The following is a 19,148-nucleotide window of genomic DNA, read 5'->3' on the forward strand; positions in this document are numbered from 1 at the left end:
TGTCTTTTTAACGTGAAAGGAGCTTTAAAAATGAAAAAAATTGGTTTAACAACTACGGTTCCTATTGAGGTTCTTTTGGCAGCAGGATATGAACCAATAGATCTTAATAATGTATTTATAACTTCAGAAGATTATTCAAAGTACATTGATATAGCGGAAAAAGATGGATTCCCTAAAAGTATGTGTGCGTGGATAAAGGGAATTTATGGGGCTTGTATTGATAATGATATTAAAAAAATTGTTGGAGTTATGGAAGGGGATTGTTCAAATACTAAAGCACTTATAGAAGTATTTAAATTACGAGGAATTAATATATATCCATTTTCATTTCCACATAGTCATAAAAAAGAAGATATTGAAATAGAAATCAAAAAATTTATAAATCTTTTTAATGTAAGCTATGAAGAAGTTGAAAAAGTTAGATTAAGATTGAATAAGATTAGAGAATTTAGTAAAGAGATTGATAGATTAACTTATATAGATAATAAGGTTAGTGGGTTTGAAAATCATTTATATCAAGTGAGCTTAAGCGATTTCAATGGAAATGTTGATGAATTTGAGGGAGAGTTAAAGAGAGTTATTTCAGATATAAAAAAGAGAGAACCTAAAAGCATGAAACTTAGATTAGGATTCATTGGAGTACCGCCTATGACATCAGATATATATGATTATGTTGAAAAATTTGATGCTAGGATTGTATACAATGAAGTTCAAAGAGAATTTGCCTTTCCGAGAGCTAGTAAAGCTTTAAATATATATGAACAATATTATGACTATACTTACCCATATGATATAGAATTTAGAATTGCAGAATTAAAAAGGCAGATTAGTGAAAGAAAATTGGATGGTATAATTCATTATACTCAAGCTTTTTGCTATAGGGCAGCTGAGGATATTATATTAAAGGCTAAATTGGACATTCCAATATTAAATATTGAGGGTGATAAATTGAATAAATTAGATGCAAGGACTAAGCTTAGATTGGAAGCATTTTTGGATATGCTTCTTGACTTGAAGGAGTGAAAAAATGAGAATATTAGGAATAGATCTTGGTAGCAGAGAAGTTAAGGTTCTAGTTATGGAAAACAATAATATTGTAAAAAAAATGAAAGTGAGTACTATTTCATTTTATAGGGATTATTGTACTTTTGATGGAAAAATTACTGTTGATTTAGATAAATTAAATATTGATAAAATAGATAAAGCTGTATCAACTGGATATGGAAAGAACAATACGGATTTAAATATGTTCACACCCATTAATGAGATAAAGGCTCATGCATATGGTGGAATATATCAGACAGGGTTAAAGGATTTTATTTTACTTGATGTTGGTGGACAGGATGTAAAAATAGTTAAGATTGAAAAAGGACTTATTACAGATTTGGAACTTAATGACAAATGTGCTGCATCTTGTGGTAGATATTTGGAAAATATGGCGAATGTTCTTGAAGTATCTGTTGATAAAATGAGTGAATATTATAAAAATCCAGTGGAGCTTAATTCAACCTGTGCGGTTTTTTCAGAATCAGAATTAATTGGTAAGATAGCAGAAGGAGTTACAATGGATAGATTGTGTGCGGGAGTAAATTATTCATTATACAAAAGGTTAAAACCCATGCTTACAAAGTTTAGAGGTAAAAAATTAATAGTAGCTGGTGGAGTTGCCAATAATAATTCAATAATAAAATATTTAAAGCAGGATTATGATGAAGTGATTTCGCTAAAAGAACCTCAATTTAATGGTGCCATTGGGTGCTGTTACTATGGAAGCAAAACAACAAAAGTGTAAATATTATTCCCCTAGTACCTAACTCCTAGCACCTGGTACCTAATAAGATACTGGCTACAAGTCACAAATCTGTATTGGAGACTAGGGACTGGAGACTAAAAGAAAGGTAGGAAAAGAAATATGTATATATTGAGGACAGAGCATAGTTTTGATAGTGCACATTTTTTAGCAGGTTATGATGGAAAATGTGGTAATATACATGGACATAGATGGAAAGTAGAAGTTGAAGTTCAATCAAATAAATTAACAGAAAATGGTCAATTAGAAGGTATGGTTGTTGATTTTGGTGATTTAAAAAAAGATTTAAAGGAAATTGTTGATTATTATGACCATGCTTTTATTATACAGCAAGGAAGTATGAGGAATAAAACATTGGAATGTATATTAGAAGACGGATTTAGGGTGATTGAGGTTGAATTTAGACCTACAGCGGAAAATTTTGCATTATTTTTCTTTAATCGTATGAAAAATAAGGGATACAATGTAAAAAGAGTATTTGTTTACGAAACGCCAAAAAATTGTGCTGTATATGAAGAGGGCGAGGTGAATTGAATTGAAATATAGAGTCGTGGAAAAATTTACAAGCATTAATGGTGAGGGAAAATTATCAGGTCAATTATCGGTATTTATAAGATTTGCAGGATGCAATTTGAATTGTAGCTATTGTGATACGCAGTGGGCGAATAAAAAAGATGTTAAATATGAATTAATGACTGCAAAAGAAATATACGAATATATTAAATCTACAAATATTAAAAATGTTACATTAACAGGTGGAGAACCACTCATACAAGATGGTATACTAGAATTGCTAAGTGTGTTATCTAAGGATTGTGAATTGTCGGTTGAGATAGAAACGAATGGGAGTGTAGACATATCATTATTCTCTGGTATTAAATTTAATCCACCTAAATTCACAATGGATTATAAGCTTGCCTCAAGTAATATGGAACAGTATATGCTTGTAAACAATTTTAATTTCCTGGGAAAGAAAGATATAGTTAAATTTGTTGTAGGTAACATTGAGGATTTAAAAAGAGCTAAGTATATAATTGAAGAATATGATTTAGCGAACAAAACCAATGTATATATAAGCCCGGTATTTGGTAAAATCTATATGAAAGATATTGTGGAATTTATGAAAATAAATACTATGAATGATGTTACTTTGCAGATGCAGCTTCACAAAATAATATGGGATCCACAGAAGAGGGGGGTTTAAGAGTTATGGCTATTGATAAAAAAGCAATAGAGGAACATATTAGAGGAATATTGATTGCTTTAGGGGAAAATCCAGATAGAGAAGGATTGAAAGAAACACCTAAGCGTGTAGCAAATATGTATGAAGAAGTGTTTGAAGGTATTAACTATACAAATGATGAAATTGCTGAAATGTTTAATAAAACATTTGAGGATGATTTAAACATAGAAAAGTCAACTGGAGATATGGTTATAATGAAGGATATTGATATTTTCAGTTATTGTGAGCATCATATAGCATTGATGTATAACATGAAAGTTACAGTTGCATATATTCCTAATAAAAAGGTAATTGGATTAAGTAAAATTGCTAGAATAGCAGATATGGTTGGGAAAAGATTACAGCTTCAAGAAAGAATAGGAAGCGATATTGCAGAAATAATACAAAAGGTTACAGAAAGTGAAGATGTTGCAGTAATTATTGAAGGAGAGCATGGTTGTATGACTTCAAGAGGAATAAAAAAACCAGGTACCAAAACATTGACTACAACGTTGAGAGGAAAATTTATCGATTCTATAAGACTCCCACTTCTATAAGTGGGAGATTGAAGCTTTTTGCTTCAGGTGGAGTAGAGTCTCCACCTGAAGTTCCGATGTTTTGCTTTAGCAAAACGAGTTCACTGATGATATTAAATTAAATAACAGAATAATGATGTTATGCAGATAATGTATTTTCAAAAAGTAACTGGTCAGTATGCTAGTATATTTGAGTTGTTGTTTTTTCAAATTCTTAAAATTTAATTGGAGGAATGATTATGAATAAAGAAAAGGCGGTAGTAGTATTTAGTGGTGGACAGGATAGTACAACTTGTTTATTTTGGGCGAAGAAAAGATTTAAAGAGGTTATAGCTGTTTCATTTGATTATAATCAAAGACATAAATTAGAACTTGAATGTGCAAAAAATATTTGCAATAAATATGGTGTTGAGCATCATATTTTGGATCTAACTTTATTGAATCAGTTAGCACCAAATTCTTTAACTAGAACTGATATTGATGTTGATAAAGATGCACCAAAGGATGGAGTGCCTAATTCATTTGTTGATGGAAGAAATTTGCTGTTTTTATCCTTTGTTGCAGTTTTTGCAAAGCAAAGAGGAGTTAATCATATAATAACGGGTGTTTCACAAAGTGATTTTAGTGGATATCCTGATTGCAGAGATGTATTTATAAAGTCACTTAATGTTACTTTGAATTTAGCAATGGATTATGAGTTTGTAATTCACACTCCATTGATGTGGATAAATAAAGAAGAAACGTGGAAGATGGCTTATGATTTAGGTGTTCTTGACATAATAAAGAATGAAACATTAACATGTTACAATGGAATAATAGGTGATGGCTGTGGAGAATGTCCATCATGCAAACTGAGAATGAAAGGATATTTAGATTTTAAAGAAAAATATTTAAAATAAGGTAATATAGTTACATTTTTTAGGAGATATTCATTATTTGAATATCTTTTTTTAGTTGTTAAATATTTGTTTGAATTATATTATTTTTATAAAATATAGCTTTATGGATTCTATACTATAAGACTCCCACTTCTATAAGGCATTTGAAAGAAAATAACAAGTCAAAGATGCGACGTATATTTTGTGAAATACAAAGAGTTGGGTTCCGCTGATAGTAGGTTCTATCAACGGGTTCCAACGATGAAGTAGTGCGCAAAATAGACTAGCATACTGACTAGTTATTTTTTTGAAAATGCCTAAGTGGGAGATTGGAGTTTTTCGTTTCATGTGGAGTAGAATCTTCACATGAAGTCACGATGTTTTTTTAGCAAAACGAGTTCACTTGTAATATGCATATTTCTTATTTTGCAAAACAATTTTACCTAGAGGATCAATATAGATTCAAATGCGAAAAAAGAAGGAAAATGCAAATTTTTGTAGAAATATAACAGATATACTGAGTTGTTTAATTTTGCAGGAAATATTTTGTATAGATGCAAAATAATACAAAAATAACAATGTGATTATTAATTTAATTTAAGGAGGAGAGTTTGTGAAAAAACACCAAAAATTAAAGAATATGTCAAAGAAGACCTATAAGGATAAGACAAAACATAAACTTATAATTATACTAATTTTAGCTATGCTTGTACCAATGCTTGTATTAGGGTATTTATCTTATAAACAAGCATTTAATGTACTAGAGAATAAATTGAGTATAACAACGCAGCAAATCGTAGATGAAGCTGAAAAGAGGTTAGATGAATTTTTGTTAAGCAGAGAAAATGAAGTAAAAATATTATCAAGTGGTATGAATGAACTACTAAGTGATGAAAATACAAAATATGATAAGCTATTAAAAAGAGTAAAATATGCTGATGAAAGTGCGCAAAGTACCTATTTTGCAGATTTATATGGGAATATGTATATATATCCTTCTCAAAAGTTTAAGGATGGATATGATCCAAGAGTTAGACCATGGTATAAAAAGGCTATAGAAAATGAGGGAAAAGTTATATGGACAGAACCGTATATAGATGCTACTAGTGGAAAAGCTGTTATTACAGTTGCAAATACTGTGATAAAAAATGGTAATGTTATAGGAGTAGCAGCTATTGATGTTGATTTAAAAAAATTATCATATAGTATTAGTAAGACGAAAATAGGTGAAAAAGGGTATTTGTTTTTAACTGATTCAAATGGTATTACAATAGCACATCCTCAGAGTGAATTTATAGGAACCTATAACGCTACAAAGACGGGATTTTGGAAAAAAGTAAAAAAAGATGATAGAGGTTTTTCAAGGTATGAATATGAAGGACAGAATAAATTTATAACATTTGCAACAAATAAAAGAACAGGTTGGAAATTAGTGGCTTCTATGAGTGAACAAGAATTATTGAATGACACAAATATTATCAGAAATTTCTTGATATATGGGGCTATTATTGCTATTGTGTTAGCATTAGTTTTATCGCTTATTTTGGCAAAAAATATAACTAAACCATTAGAGGAATTGAAAAAAGTATTTGATAAGGCATCAAATGGAGATTTGACAGTTAGAGTTAATGTTAAAAATAATGATGAATTTGGAGAAGTTGGTGATGGATTTAATACTATGGTTGAGAGTATTACTGATTTATTCAAGAAAGTTATAGAATCTTCAAATACAGTTAAGGGAGCATCAAAAGAACTAGCAGACATGGCATATCAATCTGCAAATGTAACAAACGAAATAAGCAAGGCAATAGAAGATGTAGCTAAAGCTGCTGGAGAGCAGGCTAATGACGCAGAAGATGGTGCGTCTAAGGTTGAAGAAATAGGAATTTTAATGGATAAAATATCATCTGCAACAGAAAACATTAGTAATATTTCAAATGATACCAATGAATTGACTGAAAAGGGAGCTGATATGGTGACGGTTCTTGAAAGTAAAACACTTGAAACAGAAAAATCTTCAAAAAATGTAAATGATATTGTTGTGGATGTTGCAAAAAATATCGAAGGAATTGGGGTGATCATAGAAACTATAGTAGCTATTGCAGAACAAACTAATCTTTTAGCATTAAATGCAAATATTGAAGCTGCAAGAGCGGGAGAACATGGTAAAGGTTTTGCAGTGGTTGCTGAAGAAGTAAGAAAATTAGCTGAGCAATCTTCAGATTCAGCTGAAGATATAAAGAAGATAATAAATGATATTCAAGGTAAAGCTAGAACGGCTGTATCAGCTATGGAAATATCTAAAACAGTAGTAAATGAACAGAATGAAGCTGTGACACAAACTGGTAAAATATTTAATGAAATAGCGGAATCAATAAAATTATTAAATGATAAAGTTATTAGAATAAAACAAGATAGTGAAAATATGGTGGACAAGAAAAATGGATTAATAAATGCGATTGAAAACATTTCAGCAGCTTCTCAACAGACATCAGCTGCAACACAGGAAATTTCATCATCAGCTGAAGAACAATTTTCTTCAATGGAGGAATTATCACAGCAAACAGAAGAGTTAAAATCAATAGCTGAAGATTTAGAGAAAGCAGTAAATAATTTTATAATATAGATATAAAAAATATATATAAAATCCAGAATGTTATATATTCTGGATTTTTTTAAATGCCTTGTTTGGTGTAAATATTGATTTTTAAAATATTTAAATTTTACTAAAATGGACTGGTAAACCCTTTTCCTTGTACTTCAGATGTATCGATTATTGAAATGAAAGCATCTTCATCGATCTTTTTAATAAGCTGTTTTACTTTAGGGAGTTGTCTTAAAGATACTACACAATACATTACATTTTTTCTATCACGAGTGTATGCACCTTCGCCATAAAGAACAGTCATTCCCCTTCTCAAATTATTCATAACAGCATTGGAAACTTCATCTTGTTTATTTGTTATTATTAATAACATTTTTTGTTTGCTGAATCCTTTGATTACTTTATCCATAACTAAAGATGTACTATACATAACGATTAGAGTGTAAAGTCCTATTTCAAAGTTGAAAAGCAGGGAACCAATTGATACTATTATAAAGTTGATTATAAATGTTATTGTTCCTAGTTCCATATCGTATTTTTGTTTTGCAAGCATTGATACTATGTCCATTCCACCTGTAGAGCCCTGATTTGTGAAAACTAATCCAAGACCAAGACCGCTTAATACACCACCATAAATACAATATAAAAGCATATTAGAATTAGGTACAGGGCTTAAAGTTTTTGATAGGGGGTCTGTAATAATAAGGCTCACAGACAATGCAATTGTTCCTATACCTGTAAATAAAGTGAATTTCTTATTTATTTTGATAAAACTTATTATAAATAAAGGTACATTAAGTGCTAGTATTGTATATCCAGCTGGAATCTTTAATATATACTGAAAAATAAGTGCTATTCCAGATAGTCCACCACTTAATAGATGGCTGGGTATTATAAATAGATTTATACCTAATGCACAAATAAAACTACCTAATACAATCATTATAGTTTTTTTTATAAATTCGGATTTAGTCATTTCCATAAAATTACTCATATTACACCTCCACGAACTAGTATAAAAATATAGTTACATTATAACCACTAATTCTATATTAATCCATACAAAAAATATATTTCAGAAAATTAAATTTAATATTGCATGGTAAAATATTCAGTGAACTTGTTTTGTTAAAGTAAAACATCGATATTTGAGGTAGAGAGTCTATTTTATTTAGGTATTTTCAGAAAATGATTAGTGCTACATAGCATAACGAATATGGAAATTTAATATTATCTGATATATAATATTTATTATAGTGAAAGTGAGGAGATGATAGTTTGAAAAAAGCCATAAGAATAGCTTTATTAATTATAAGCGTAGTTATGATAGGTATAGGAGTTAACAGAGGAGAAAATTTGGTAGTTTTAAATAAAGCAGTGCGAGTATGACTTGAGTGTATAGGGATTGGGTAATCCTAAAAGGTAGGTGTGCTAATTTGAAAAAATTAAGATATTTATTGAATAGAAGAGTAATCCAAGTTTTGAGTGCAATAGGTTCAAATTCATATTTTAAAGGCTTTATTGATGGAAAAATATATACTGGTAATAGCAAAAGAGTATGTGTTCCATTCATGAACTGTTATTCATGTCCAGGTGCAAGGATGGGATGTCCTATTGGTTCTTTACAAGCTTTTTTATATAGTGCGAAACATAAAGTATCATATTATATAATTGGATTTTTAACCTTGATAGGAGTTACAATGGGAAGATTTGTTTGTGGATATCTTTGTCCATTTGGTTTGATTCAGGAGTTGTTATATAAAATACCGTCACCAAAGTTTAAAATACCTGAAAGATTAAAGTATTTTAAGTATGTTTTTTTGATACTGTTTGTAGTTCTGCTTACAGTTATTTGGAGAGGTCCTGCATTTTGTAAATATGTGTGTCCGGTGGGGACATTGGAAGCAGGTATACCTTTATCAATAGCAAATTCAAGTATACGAGCTGCAACTGGTAACCTGTTTTTATGGAAAGTGTTATTGACAGTAATAATTATACTTTTGTCTATAATAACATTTAGACCGTTTTGTAAAGTTATCTGTCCTTTAGGTGCTATACTTGCATTTTTTAATACTATAAGCATTTATAGATATGAAGTAGATAAAAGTAAATGTACTAGTTGTGGATTATGTCATAGAAAATGTAAAATGAATGTAAAGGTATATGAAAATCCTAATAGCTTAGAATGTATTAGATGTGGTGAATGTAAAGAAGTGTGTCCTACAAATGCAATTAAAAGTGTTATAAAAATAAAGGAATAGATATTATTGTTAAACCAAATGATAGAATTTGTCATATCTATATAATAAGATGGTTATATCACATAAAGTATTTTAACAGTAGTATATAAGTATATATACTTATATACTGGAAAAGTAATTCTGTGAATATTATAAGGTGTATAGTGTAAATTTACTAATGGCTTGTTGTGGGTTAATCATAATATAAATATTGAAAAAATAATATGGCCAAATTCAATATATTTGGGGATGATTTTATGGATAAGATCATTGCAAGTAAAAAAGCAAAAAATGAAGAGACAATTAAAATAAATTCTAGAGGAATTTATTTTTTAGGTCAAAAAGTTATAACTACTTTCTACATTGAAAATATAGCTAATACAGATTCAAAAGATGGATTAGCTATATTACAAATAAGCTTTGATGATGATTATACATTGAATAAAAAATGGTTTAGTGAAAAGAACTTTGTTTTACCGTTGCAAAGTATAAAAATATTAACGTCTCATACAGCATGTTTGAATATTAGAATTATTGTAGTGTTGCCAAAGAAAGGTATATTGTATGTTGAGCCGAGCACAGTTGTTGACATAAAAAAGAATCTAAAAATAATTAATAGTGAAAATAGTGGTGAGGAGCAATATTTAAAACAAGCAACTTTAGGATATGTTTCTGACAATGAAAATATGCCTGTGGACGATGATGGAATAATAAAAATTCCATATAAAAGTGAAAGAGCTAAAATTTCAGTTTATGATAAAAATTTATCTAAAAAAGATTCTTTGAATAATGATAATCATATAGAATTTGTAGTACAGAATTATAAAGGTAATAAGCGAGTAATATTTGATGGTATAGTAGAGTTTAAAGACGGAAGAGCGGTAGTACCAATAAAGATTGACGAAAGAGGAGAATTTAATATAACTGCAAGTGTGTATGAAGATAATAAGGAAGTTGTGTTTGATGATGATTTAAGAGTACAAATAGTATAGAAAAATAATTAAAACCTTCAAGTAGAGTCTATATTTACTTGAAGGTTTTTATGTGGGTAACATTTTAATATAAAAACATATAATAAAATTAGGACAATATATTAAATTTTATTGTAATTATAGGGGTGATTTTTTAATGGCTGAAAATAAAAGCAATATATCATTAGTAGATGTGTATACTCAATTTAATGGTAGTACTGAAGAAGTATATAAGATTGAATTTGCTGTAACTGATACTGGAGGTTCAGCTGTAACTGGACTTACTGTAGGTAACTTTTCTTTAACAGGTTCTCAAACATGGCCAACATTTAGTGACTTAGGGAGTGGGGATTATGCTTTCAGACCTTCAAGCAATTTCAACCCGACTTCTGGTAGTTATCTATATGCACAGGTGACTAAGGATACAGCTACTTCTGATAAAATATTAGTAGATTTTTTGGAAGGATATAGTGCTAGTGAAGCAACTTATAGTTTTGTATTACCAAATGAAACAGGAAACTATAAGATAGAATTAGATAAAGTTAATTCTGAAGATTTTAGTACAGTAGAGAGTGCACAATTAAGGGGTAACTCAGATATTACTACGACAAATAGTAAAGTTCAGGTATACAAAAGCTACCTAACTCATTTTGCAGGTGAAACTTTATCTGTAAAGGTTACTATTGGAAATGGGGATAGTGCAACACTTGAATTATCTATGAGAGCAGATAAAGTATAGAAAGTAAAAAATTAAATTAGCTAAATAGTTATATTATTAATATGAGTATAAAGCTATTTAGCTAATTTTTGTAATTTTGTCTGTGAAATTTATATATTCGGATCGAGAAAACCTCCGTTGCTTGTCACGGTGGTAGTTCATTAAAGGAATGAATAATTATGGGGAAAAAATAGATATAATTGTTGATAGAATTGATTTGAATGCTATTATTATATTACTACAACCAGGAGTAAAAAAAATAACAAAAAATGATATGAGTATTTTGCTAAATGGTAGTGAATTCATAGATTATTATATTTTTGATAAGAGCAAAGGATTAGGGACAATATATGAAATTATACCCTATGAAGCTTTTGCTCCTTATGATGATTTAGAAATGCAAATAATAAAAAATGAATTTGTATCAGATAAAATAAAGATATTTTTTGCAAAGAGATTTCATGATGGTAGTATCGAAGTTGAAATGAAATTACCTCAAAATATACAAGGAAAGTATATGATCAGGCTATTAACCGTCAATGGAAGATTTTTTAATATTTGTAGTGATTATATAATAGCAAGTAAATTAATAGATAAAAATAAGTCCACAGCAGTATTAGAGGGAAGTGGAGTATATAATGTAAATGAAAATATTAATGTGGAAATTCAGTTATATGATATAGATGGGAATAAGGTACCTGATGGAAATTATAGGATAAAAATTGAATTAATAATTATGTTATAGATTGTTGAAAAGGCTACAGTATTTTCAACAATCTATGCATTTTAGGTTCTATAAGTGGGTTCTGACGATGAAGTAGTTTGCAAAATAGACTAGTATACTGGTTTATGATTTACTGTGCCTAACAACTCAAAAATACTTTCACAGTAAATTATAAAAAATTTTAGCACCCTTTTTGTCAATTACATGGTTTTGAGCAATAGATAGGCTTAATTCTTTTTTGCTTATATTGAATTTTCTGTACTCATAAAATAGCTTTCCTAATTCAAGGTGAATATCATTACAGTTTATCAAATCCAACAATTTGAGTGTTTGTTTAAATAGGGTATTATCATCAATATTCAAAGATATTCTCAACATCAAAAATATTATGCTTTTATATTTTAATGATTCTTCTTTGTCATCAGTAAGTTTTTCAGGAGACATATTATTTAAAATATCATAAAGAGCTTTACAAACTTTGCCTGTATAACTGCTATTATTTATTGAAAATTTTATTGCTTTATCATCATTTGTAAATATTCCAGCTAAGAAAATATGAGGTATATTGTAGTACATTACATTTTTGCTATTGATATTTATCAATGTCAATATAGATTTCTTGTAATTTTTGGTGTTGAATTCACATACACCTTTATAATATTTAAGAGTATTGGCTAAATCTTTACTCGATGATTCCTCTATACTTTGCAATTCTAAATGTTTTAGACCCTTATCTATATATTCTAGTGCGAGTGCATAATCTTTTTCCATTAATAATATATTAGACGCATAAATATATCCATCTTTTTTGTTGTTATCTAAAATTATTTTCAGTACTTTTTCTTTTTCTTCTTTTGGAGTTTTTAATTTGTACATACAATGCATCACAGTCTTTATAAAGTCAATATTTATTTTTTTAGGATATTTAAAGAGTTTAAAACAACACTCTAAACATTTTTCATAGTCTTCAAATTCAAAATAAATTTTATACAGGTTTTCAAGAGATTTATAAGTGCCAGAACCTTTAAAATAAGCTAGAAATGGAGGAGATTCACCTATTATAATGGATTTTTCAAGTGCACGTACAGCAGCAGTAGGCCTCCCTATTATGTGATTAATAATTCCATTAATGTAATAAATGTCTGTAAAATTTGGATAGTATTTTAATGCTTCATTTGAATATATATGGATATCATCATATAATCCTAAATCCATACAGCATAATAGCATACGTATAATGAGTCGAGGATAAAATGCAGTGCTTGGTTTTACTCTGTTATAAGCAAACAAATAATGATTATATGCTTCTTTTTTGTTATTGAGTGCAAAATACTCATTGGCTATATTATAATGTACAAATGGGTCATTAGGGCTTTTTTCTAGCTGCATGAGTAATATATTCATATTTCTTTCTCTTTTTTTCTGTTTTACAATATTAGAATTAAGGTAACCATAATGATATATATCAATTGGAGCAAACTTCATTACCATGTTTGGATTAACCTTTTGAATAACAGAAATAAGTTGATTGTGTACTTCACCTTCGTATCTGTAGCCGGGTTTGTTTTGAAAAAGTCTAGGATTTTGATTTATTATAATCTCATCTTTGTTATTTTCATCCATTACATTTAATGTGTTAAAAAAATACACATCTACACTATAATTTGAAGCAAGTTCTCTTATTTTACATTTGCTTTTGCTAGAAACTTCATCATCAGCGTCAAGTATTAAAATCCAATCTCCAGTTGCTTTTGAGATAGAAAAGTTTCTAGCTGCTGAAAAATCATATATCCATTCAAAAAAATACACTTTATCGGTATATTTTTTAGCTATTTCAACTGTGGAATCGCTCGAACCAGTGTCTACAATAATTATTTCATCAGCTATTCCTTCAGCACTATTTAAACATCTATCTAAATTATCTTCTTCATTTTTAACTATCATGCATAAGCTAATCAAGTATATCACTTCCTTGTATTTATTCTTATCAAGTTATAAAATTCATATTTTTGTCTAGAGAATTATACGATTTTAAGAACTTTGCAAGTATATAATATTAAAATATTTTGTCAGTAGTAATATATGAATAACTTCATGTGTTTGTTAATATAACTTCACTATATGCTTTAGCAAAACGAGCTTTCAAAGAATATAATGCTATTAAGTTTTCCTATATAAGGCTTGCTATAAAAAGTCAGTAGATTATTGAAGGAATATTTTGCTTAAAGAATGTTACAATAAAGTGAACTCGTTTTGCTAAAGCAAGACATTGGGACTTCAGGTGGAGAATCTACTCCGACTGAAGTAAAAGCTTCAATCTTTCACTTATAGAAGTGAGAGTCTTGTAAAATCGATAAAGGGTGGTATAAGTATGAAAAATGAAATTAAAAAGAAACTTGCTTTTATTGTAAGAGATGGCTTAGATGGTTTTATTAACTATATAATTGAAAATATATCAGAAGAATATGAAACTAAAAAAGTAATAGTCAAAGAGTCTAAACAAATTGATGAAGCAATGGAATGGGGAGATATATGCTGGTTTGAATGGTGTGATCAACTAATAGCTTATGGCAGCAGATTAAAAATAGCAGAAGAAAAGAAAATATTATGTAGAATACACAGCTATGAAGCATTTACTAACAATATTGTGAATGTTGCTTGGGAAAATGTTGATAAATTAATATTTGTTTCAGAGTATATTAGAGAAAATGTGCTTAGTAAAATAAAAATTAATAAATCGAAAACAGTTGTTATTCCAAATGGTGTTGATTTAAAAGAATATAACTATCAAAAAAGAAATAATAAATTTAATATAGCTTATGTAGGGTTTATTAATTACAAGAAGGGTCCTATGCTGCTACTTCATACATTTAAAGCTATTCATGATGTGGATGATAGATATAAATTATATATTGCGGGATTATTTCAAGATGAAAGATATTTACTGTATTTTAAGCAAATGATAAATGAAATGAACTTGAAGGACTGCATAATATTTGATGGATGGCAGAAAAATATTGAGAATTGGCTTAATGATAAAGATTATATATTGTGTACAAGTGTCCTTGAATCTCAAAATATGAGTGTTATGCAGGCAATGGCTAAGGGGATAAAGCCTATTATTCATAACTTTGTTGGAGCAAAAGAAATTTATCCCGTAAGGTATATTTGGAATACAATTGACGAAGCTGTTAATATGGTTGTTTCAGACAATTATGATTCTATGGAATATAGAAATTTTATTAAAGATAATTATTCTTTATACAAACAAATGAAATCAATAAAAAACATGCTAAGGAATTTAAATAATAATTTAACGATTGACTATGTAAGAAATACAATTGATAATTTTTCTGCATATGATGTGGAGTATATTGATAATTTTGACTTCAAAAATTCTAAAATCAAAATAGGTAAAATAGAAAAAGTATCAGAAACTTTTAAAATAGTTGAGTGCATAATAGAAAATGAATATGGTAAAAAACTTGTGCTAAATAATATTTGGTATGATACTCAAAACAATAAAATTTATATGTCAGAAGGCTTTGCGTATAGCAAAAATTTGGAATTTATAAAAAATATAGTAGTTCAAATTCTAAATTTAAATGTCAATTATACTAATAATATAGCTGGTTTTATTTTTGATGAGTATATAGTAGAGGACATTAAAGAAAATAAACTTGCTTATATTTGGGAAAGGGGTATACCTGCAACTCAATTTATGCCTACATTAGGGTATTTAAGAATAGTTGAGAGATATTTATTTGCAGGAAAATATATAAAAAATACAGATAAAGTACTAGAAGCAGCTTGTGGGTTTGGATATGGAGCAGCATATTTTTCAAAACTATGTAATAGAGTATATGCTTTAGATATTGCTTATGAAAATATTGAATTTGGTAAAAATGCATATGATTTTTCAAATATATGTTGGCAATTAGGTGATGTTTCTAAGTTGCCATATAAAAATGAGGAGTTTGATGTATATGTATCATTTGAAACATTAGAGCATTTACCACTAGATACTGTATCAAATTACTTTAATGAGGCATACAGGGTATTAAAGAAAGATGGATATATGATAGTGTCTACTCCAAATAGAAATATGAGAATGAATATTAATAATCCTTTCCATGTGAAAGAATATGATTTTAATGAATTTAAATATTTGCTTGAAAAATATTTTGATAATATAGATTATTATTCAGTAGTTGAAAATAAAATTGAAGAAGGTATACTATATGATGCTACTGTTATGATTGCAGTATGTGTAAAATAGTTTAGAATTCAGATACAAAATAGACTAGCATACTGACTAGTTATTTTTTTGAAAATGCCTTAACTGGGGTAGTGCAGGAAATTGCACTGTCCCCAGTTAATATTGAGCTTGGGCATAGATTATAGAATTTATAACATTTTCATAATTTCGGTTAAAGCATCACAATAAAGATTGTAGTCAAGTGAGTAATTTAATTCAACACTTCTATCATCAGGTGCTTTCATTTCAGCTTTTTTACCTAGAAGTTTTTCTAAGAATTTTTTTTCTATTATGTTTTTAGATAGTCCCTTGCTTTCTAATAATTTTAACAGTTGGTGATCTTGAATGCCAAACCTCAGATTTTCAAATCGAATTGAACGCACGGGATTTAAGTCTTTACCTGGATATACAAAAAACATATCTCCAGCCTTCCAAGCTGGGTATTTATAGCTTATATTTTCCCATGGATTGTTTGGCCATATTGCATAATCCCATCTTAAGAATCCATCTAATTCAAATAAATACGTAAACCAACCAATAAGTCTGCTCTCAATAAGAGGTGAATTTATGAAATTATTTAGTTTATCAGGGAAACAGCAAACATACCAAGTTGCTGTTTTAGATTTATTTTTTTCATCTTTTAATTTATCCATATTGGATATTGCAAGAGGAAGACTTAAAGAAATCTGATCAACCATATGCATGCAATTATTTGTAAAATTTTCATCATGTAAGGCTGTTTTATATTTGAGTTTTTTATTATTAGAGGCTGAATTTATAAAATCTATACATTCCCAATAAACTTCTGTATTATTTGGTTCATCAGATATTATATATACTTTATCTAACAATTTTTTATCTTCTAAATGATTGAATAGTAATTTTAAATAACGTTTAAGATCACATTTGGAAGTTATATATTTAAATGTATCGCTTTTTTCATCATAATAGTTTAATCTTATAGGATCTTTATAATCCTTAATTGGATTACCAAAGTCCCTTGCAGCCCAATTTCCTAAAATACCAAATATAGCTATTTCTTTGTCTATACCATGTTTCATGCATATTTCAATATATTTATCTAAATTATCAAAATTACATTCAATATTTCCTTCCTTATTTTTTATTATTTTGACCATATTATGTTCAAAAAGATTTGAGGCATTTTTGTGAATTTTATAGCAAGATTGACCAGCCCATAGAAAATCTGAAACTATTAAAGTGATTACTTTTTCTCCAATTTGTGCCAGTTCCTTGATATAATTTTCTATTATTTCGAAATGTTTATAAGACCAAAGAGGAGTTTTATACATTCTTGCCCAGTTGCTTGGGTGTTGCCACAAATCAAGATGAAAATCATAATCCTTTAAGCTTTTTAGACATATATTTACTATATTTAATTTAACTTTTATAGTAGTTTCTTTTTTTTCATCTTCGTAACCATATTGACTGTAAACATCAATGACAATATCTATACTGTCTTTATCATATGAAGAAGGTATTATTCCCTCAACCCAAAGCATTTGAGATATATCTTTTTCAAGCATAATTGCAGGTTCATTTAAAATTGGATCGCTTACAATTAAACCACAATCATCTTTAACATATCCTAAAAAAGATATATTAAAGTATTGTTGTAAAGATTCATCAACTTTCAAGTTAAGTCTTAGTTTGTTTTCAAGACCTTTATAACTTATATTATTATTTTTATCAAGAGAACAGAAAACTTCAGTATCACAGTTAATCATAATTTGAAAAGCAAATTTTTGTTCTTTGGCTGCTGTGATTTGTAGAGATTTTCTTTTCCAAAGATTTTCAGATACTTCTTTATATTTAATATGCTTATAATCTGAATTTAAAAGGCAATATTTTACATTCAATTTGACTTCCTCCTACATATTATGAATAATTTATCAATTCTATAAGATTTTAACTTAAACATATAAAAATAAATGATAAGTTAAGTATACTAATGTACTGGTTTATTATTTATTTGAATATACATTATATAAGTGGGAGAGTGAAGCTTTTGCTTTAGCAAAAAGACTTTACTGATAATTTAGGTTAGCACTCCATACGAAATGCACTGGAAAAACTTTTTCGATAAAGTCTTTAATTATGGGTTTGTTCTCTAGTATTAATTCAGAGCCATCAATCCCCTCAAAAACAAGTTTTGTAATTGTTACGATGTCATTTATAACAAGAATTTCATTTTCTATTTGAATATAGTAAGTTTTATCTTTTTCTTTAAATTTAATTGCATCTACAATGTGTTTTGGTACATATTGAATAAAATATTGTTTTAAATTTTTCATCAAACTTTCAAAATTTATTATTTTTATAGTACCATGAAGATTTGTGATTTGTTTATCATCATATTTTTTAAGCTTGTTTTCATTATCCTTTATGTGGACATGATATTTTATATATTCCAGTCCCAATTCGTATGCAATATTTGCAAAATTATAATATAGTACTTTGGTATCTATATTTCCAGAATACTCTATGACCTGACCATATTTAATATTATCATTTATAATTCTTAGTACAAGGTACCCTACTAAAGTATTGTTTTTTATGAATACATATTTTCTATATGTGAACTTTCCCCAAGGAATAGTTGCCGCATTTAATAATATTTTAAATTCCTCATAAGTTCTAATATATCTTGTTGAATTTTTATTATAAATTGAAAACATGTCAGCTAGAAAGTCTGGTGTATATTTTTTAGTCATTATATCTGTTTCAATCTTAAGCGGTTTTATTTTATATTCATAAAAATTATTGACGCAAATGCATCCTCTTCTTTTATAGAGTTCTCTTTCACCTGAAATCAAAACAACATCAATATTTTCACTATACATTTTTGCTTCGACATCATCTAATATTAGTGAAGCATATCCTCTTTTTCTATATTTTTTATCTGTGCATACAGCTCCTATGGAAGCTGTCTTTATAATACTATCTTGAATTTTAATACGCTGTTTTAAGAAATTGACATCTGCAACAGGTTTACCATCCTCAAGTATTATTCTCATGTTGTCGCAATTATTAGTGTTAAGTAGAAGAGGGAATTCTTCTTTCATAGTTGGGTTACATCCTCTAGATATCCTAAAAACATTATTTATAAGATTTATAACTTCATTAAATTCTTCTTTTTTAGTTGCTCTTGGTTCTTGCATAATT

General features: G+C 28.3%; 17 protein-coding genes. 13 read left to right on the forward strand and 4 right to left on the reverse strand.

Annotation, left to right across the window (positions count from 1 at the left end; all coding sequences use genetic code 11):
* Positions 1–30 precede the first annotated feature (30 nt).
* The 7 genes from CLTEP_RS08020 (at position 31) to CLTEP_RS08050 (ending at position 7,072) form a co-directional block, all read left to right on the forward strand.
* Entirely contained in the window at positions 31–1,023 is a 993-nt protein-coding gene (locus CLTEP_RS08020; RefSeq protein WP_066825194.1) for a 2-hydroxyacyl-CoA dehydratase family protein, read from the forward strand.
* A 4-nt stretch (positions 1,024–1,027) separates the two neighbouring features.
* Positions 1,028–1,792 carry an acyl-CoA dehydratase activase gene (locus CLTEP_RS08025; protein WP_066825196.1) on the forward strand — a complete coding sequence of 255 codons (765 nt, stop codon included), beginning with the start codon at positions 1,028–1,030 and terminating at the stop codon, positions 1,790–1,792.
* 120 nt (positions 1,793–1,912) lie between these two features.
* Complete coding sequence (gene queD, locus CLTEP_RS08030) at positions 1,913–2,344, forward strand: 6-carboxytetrahydropterin synthase QueD (protein ID WP_066825198.1); 432 nt, start codon at positions 1,913–1,915, stop codon at positions 2,342–2,344.
* A gap of 1 nt (position 2,345) precedes the next feature.
* Positions 2,346–3,014, forward strand: coding sequence for a putative 7-carboxy-7-deazaguanine synthase QueE (gene queE / locus CLTEP_RS08035; protein WP_066825201.1), 669 nt, complete (start codon positions 2,346–2,348; stop codon positions 3,012–3,014).
* 5 nt (positions 3,015–3,019) lie between these two features.
* The gene (gene folE / locus CLTEP_RS08040) at positions 3,020–3,589 is read left to right on the forward strand and encodes a GTP cyclohydrolase I FolE (protein ID WP_066825203.1); all 570 of its coding nucleotides are present in this window, start codon (positions 3,020–3,022) and stop codon (positions 3,587–3,589) included.
* A gap of 218 nt (positions 3,590–3,807) precedes the next feature.
* On the forward strand, positions 3,808–4,467 hold the full coding sequence (gene queC / locus CLTEP_RS08045; RefSeq protein ID WP_066825205.1) for a 7-cyano-7-deazaguanine synthase QueC: 660 nt from the start codon (positions 3,808–3,810) through the stop codon (positions 4,465–4,467).
* A gap of 592 nt (positions 4,468–5,059) precedes the next feature.
* Entirely contained in the window at positions 5,060–7,072 is a 2,013-nt protein-coding gene (locus tag CLTEP_RS08050) for a methyl-accepting chemotaxis protein (RefSeq protein ID WP_084364782.1), read from the forward strand.
* Positions 7,073–7,172: 100 nt separating this feature from the next.
* Here the strand turns inward: CLTEP_RS08050 and CLTEP_RS08055 are convergent, their stop codons facing one another.
* A complete protein-coding gene (locus CLTEP_RS08055; protein ID WP_066825207.1) occupies positions 7,173–8,045 on the reverse strand; it encodes a YitT family protein in 873 nt (290 codons plus the stop codon).
* Positions 8,046–8,329: 284 nt separating this feature from the next.
* Here CLTEP_RS08055 and CLTEP_RS15450 point away from each other — a divergent pair, with 284 nt between their 5' ends.
* The 5 genes from CLTEP_RS15450 to CLTEP_RS08075 all read left to right on the forward strand — a co-directional run bounded on the left by CLTEP_RS15450 (position 8,330) and on the right by CLTEP_RS08075 (position 11,725).
* Positions 8,330–8,440: a CD1871A family CXXC motif-containing protein gene (locus CLTEP_RS15450; RefSeq protein WP_278319537.1), complete on the forward strand. Its 111-nt coding sequence runs from the start codon at positions 8,330–8,332 to the stop codon at positions 8,438–8,440.
* 47 nt (positions 8,441–8,487) lie between these two features.
* Positions 8,488–9,312, forward strand: a complete 825-nt coding sequence (locus CLTEP_RS08060; RefSeq protein ID WP_201786603.1) for a 4Fe-4S binding protein — start codon at positions 8,488–8,490, stop codon at positions 9,310–9,312.
* A 236-nt stretch (positions 9,313–9,548) separates the two neighbouring features.
* On the forward strand, positions 9,549–10,283 hold the full coding sequence (locus tag CLTEP_RS08065) for a hypothetical protein (RefSeq protein WP_066825209.1): 735 nt from the start codon (positions 9,549–9,551) through the stop codon (positions 10,281–10,283).
* A gap of 136 nt (positions 10,284–10,419) precedes the next feature.
* Positions 10,420–11,001 (forward strand): hypothetical protein, encoded by a 582-nt coding sequence (locus tag CLTEP_RS08070; RefSeq protein ID WP_066825211.1) that lies wholly within the window; start codon positions 10,420–10,422, stop codon positions 10,999–11,001.
* A 148-nt stretch (positions 11,002–11,149) separates the two neighbouring features.
* A complete protein-coding gene (locus tag CLTEP_RS08075; protein WP_066825213.1) occupies positions 11,150–11,725 on the forward strand; it encodes a hypothetical protein in 576 nt (191 codons plus the stop codon).
* Between the two features lie 138 nt (positions 11,726–11,863).
* Here the strand turns inward: CLTEP_RS08075 and CLTEP_RS08080 are convergent, their stop codons facing one another.
* Positions 11,864–13,663 carry a glycosyltransferase family 2 protein gene (locus tag CLTEP_RS08080; RefSeq protein WP_066825218.1) on the reverse strand — a complete coding sequence of 600 codons (1,800 nt, stop codon included), beginning with the start codon at positions 13,661–13,663 and terminating at the stop codon, positions 11,864–11,866.
* 412 nt (positions 13,664–14,075) lie between these two features.
* Here CLTEP_RS08080 and CLTEP_RS14875 point away from each other — a divergent pair, with 412 nt between their 5' ends.
* Positions 14,076–15,983: a methyltransferase domain-containing protein gene (locus CLTEP_RS14875; RefSeq protein WP_066825219.1), complete on the forward strand. Its 1,908-nt coding sequence runs from the start codon at positions 14,076–14,078 to the stop codon at positions 15,981–15,983.
* A gap of 128 nt (positions 15,984–16,111) precedes the next feature.
* On the opposite strand, the gene CLTEP_RS08090 is transcribed toward CLTEP_RS14875, so the two are convergent.
* Together CLTEP_RS08090 and CLTEP_RS08095 are read right to left on the reverse strand one after the other, a co-directional pair.
* Positions 16,112–17,842: a DUF4091 domain-containing protein gene (locus tag CLTEP_RS08090; RefSeq protein WP_066825221.1), complete on the reverse strand. Its 1,731-nt coding sequence runs from the start codon at positions 17,840–17,842 to the stop codon at positions 16,112–16,114.
* Positions 17,843–18,010: 168 nt separating this feature from the next.
* Positions 18,011–19,144, reverse strand: a complete 1,134-nt coding sequence (locus CLTEP_RS08095) for a GNAT family N-acetyltransferase (protein ID WP_066825225.1) — start codon at positions 19,142–19,144, stop codon at positions 18,011–18,013.
* Positions 19,145–19,148 lie beyond the last annotated feature (4 nt).

The organism is Clostridium tepidiprofundi DSM 19306 (genome assembly GCF_001594005.1).
GTDB classification, from domain to species: Bacteria; Bacillota; Clostridia; order Clostridiales; family Clostridiaceae; genus Clostridium_AC; species Clostridium_AC tepidiprofundi.